At 35.8% G+C, this 2453-nt stretch carries 3 protein-coding genes and 1 pseudogene; 2 read left to right on the top strand and 2 right to left on the bottom strand.

Going from position 1 to position 2453, the window contains the following annotated elements; translation table 11 throughout:
• Window positions 1–870, top strand: an 870-nt coding sequence (locus ACY65O_RS08440; protein ID WP_462220415.1) for a TolC family protein, incomplete at its 5' end; no start/stop codon positions are given.
• A 325-nt stretch (window positions 871–1195) separates the two neighbouring features.
• Window positions 1196–2200 (top strand): efflux RND transporter periplasmic adaptor subunit, encoded by a 1005-nt coding sequence (locus ACY65O_RS08445; protein WP_462220417.1) that lies wholly within the window; start codon window positions 1196–1198, stop codon window positions 2198–2200.
• On the opposite strand, the pseudogene ACY65O_RS08450 reads toward ACY65O_RS08445, so the two are convergent.
• Both ACY65O_RS08450 and ACY65O_RS08455 read right to left on the bottom strand, forming a co-directional pair.
• Window positions 2167–2289, bottom strand: a pseudogene (locus ACY65O_RS08450) (efflux RND transporter periplasmic adaptor subunit); the annotation flags it as partial. The gene ACY65O_RS08445 and the pseudogene ACY65O_RS08450 sit on opposite strands and share 34 nt — an antisense overlap.
• Window positions 2235–2453 (bottom strand): hypothetical protein (locus tag ACY65O_RS08455; RefSeq protein WP_462220416.1); only part of this gene is annotated, 219 nt, incomplete at its 5' end. The gene ACY65O_RS08455 and the pseudogene ACY65O_RS08450, both read right to left, overlap by 55 nt.

Here is a 2453-nt window from a genome sequence, read left to right on the forward strand (position 1 = left end):
GAATTAATCAATGATGCCAAAAGATTTTATTATGAATGGATAATCCTTAAAAAAAAATTGGTGATAGTGGAGCAAAATGAAAAACTGCTTGACTTTATGATTAAGAATGCAGAGATACGGTACAAAAATGGGCTGGAAAAAATCAGTGCTTATTTCAAAGCAAAAGCAGCATTGGGCAACAGTATGAATATGCAACTTATGTTTGAAAATGACATCAAAGAAAAACGTATCCGCATCAATTCACTAATGGGCAGAAACGCCATGATTGATTTTGATATTGATACCATCTACCAGTTAAAAGACTATTCAACTGCAGTATTTGACAGTACACTTTTTTATAACAGCCGCAGCGATTTAAAAGCCATTGATAAAGACATCAATATTACTTTTTTAAAACAGGAAACGGAAAGGCAAAGTTTGAAACCGCAATTTGGTATCCGTTATGAGCACATGTTTGGTTTTGGCGGCCTGCCCATGCAATTCTCTTTAATGGGTATGATGAAATTACCGCTTACCAGATGGTCTTCTAAAATGAACAAGGCAAATATTGAAAGTCTTAAATGGAAAGCCAATGCATTGCAATCGCAAAAGGAAATGATGGTAAATGAATACAGCGGCATGGCATATGGTATGCGTAACGAAATAGAGCTGAAGAAAAAGCAGTTGAAACTGTATAACGAAAATATAATACCTGCATTAAAGAATAATTATAAAACGATGCAATTGGGTTATGAGCAGAATACAGAAGAATTATTTATGCTGTTTGATGCATGGGAAACATTAAATATGACGCAGCTGGAATACTTAAAACAATTGCAGGATTTACTGACAATGCAGGTTGAACTGGAAAGGATTTTACAAATAAAATAATGATTAAAATTCCCCAACTATAAATGCCTTGAGATTTTATAATGAAAACAGTCATTTAGAAGAAGGGTTTAAGTAAAAAATTATTAGCCGGTTTATGAAAAAAAAGAAAATAATAATTGTTATAATATCTGTGCTGGCGATACTGGCTGCTGCCGCATGGATATATTTTAAAGTATTGCCACCACAAAAAGTTGCACAACAGAAAGAACAAACCGGTATGGGAAACATGAAGATGGATGGTAAAGATGGAAAGGAGAAAATGAATGTGGCTGGCGGCGGCACGGATAAAAATAATAATACACACGATGTTTCTTTACATACGCTTATGCAACCTGCTAATGGTTATGCCATTTCCACCATCCCTGCTACTACCTTAATACAGCGTGAAGAACCCATAGAAATCAATGCCATTGGATATACAGCCTACAACACCAATGAAGTGGGCGCTATATCAACCCGTATAAATGGAAGGATTGAAAAATTGTATGTAAAATACCGCTATCAATTAATAAAAAAGGGTCAGAAAATTATGGATATTTACAGCCCGGAATTGCTGACCGCTCAGCAAAATCATTTATTTCTTTTGAAAAATGATGCCGCTAATTATTCATTAATTAATGCTTCCAGAGAAAAATTATTATTACTTGGTTTTCCTGCCCAACAATTGCAGCAACTGGTAAAAACCCAAAAACCTTTGCTTACTGTTTCGGTTTACAGCAGGTACAGCGGGCATATTCACGATGCATTAAATAAGCAAATGGATAAAAATGTAAATGCGCCTGCTCAAATGAATGGAGACATACCATTAACCACAGAAGGACTGAGCCTTAAAGAAGGGATGTACCTGCAAAAAGGACAAACAGTTTTTAAAGTTTACAATGCAAATAAAATATGGGCTTTGCTGAATATTTATTCATCAGACCAGGTGTTTATTAAAACCGGCAACAAAGTAATCATAGTGCCGGAAGCAAGGCCAGAAAAAATATTTCAAAGTTCAATTTATTTTATTGAGCCATTTTTCAGGCCCGGTAATAAAACCTTAACAGCCCGTGTAAATATCGATAACAGTATTTTACAATTGCCTATTGGCAGCCAGGTAAAGGCAACTATTTTCAGCAGCCCTGTATTTGCAGCCTGGTTGCCCAGGGAAGCCATCGTTTCACTGGGGTTTGAAAAAATTGTTTTTATAAAAAGCGGTAATGGATACAAAGCACAAAAAGTAACAACAGGGGTAGGTAATTGCAAAACACTGTTATCAATATTTACCCTGGCTGTTAATGTTTTACTGCCGGGCCTAAAAAACGGCTCGATAAAGAAAATTGAACTCTGAAAAGTTTTTTCCGGCCTGGCTTCCGGCACAATGCTTACCCTGGTGCCTGTTTTAATAAACACCTGATCAGATGAATAAATATTGAGCAAAGCCCATATTTTGTTTGCATTGTAAACTTTAAAAACTGTGCATTTACAGCCACGGAATCAGCAGCGGTAATTCCACCTGTTACCTGGATCAGATTTTTATTAGTTACCCCTGTTGTTACCCTTTGTGCTTTGTATCCATTGTTGCTTTTTACAAAAACTATTTT

The organism is Ferruginibacter sp. (genome assembly GCF_031430955.1).
Lineage (GTDB): Bacteria > Bacteroidota > Bacteroidia > Chitinophagales > Chitinophagaceae > Ferruginibacter.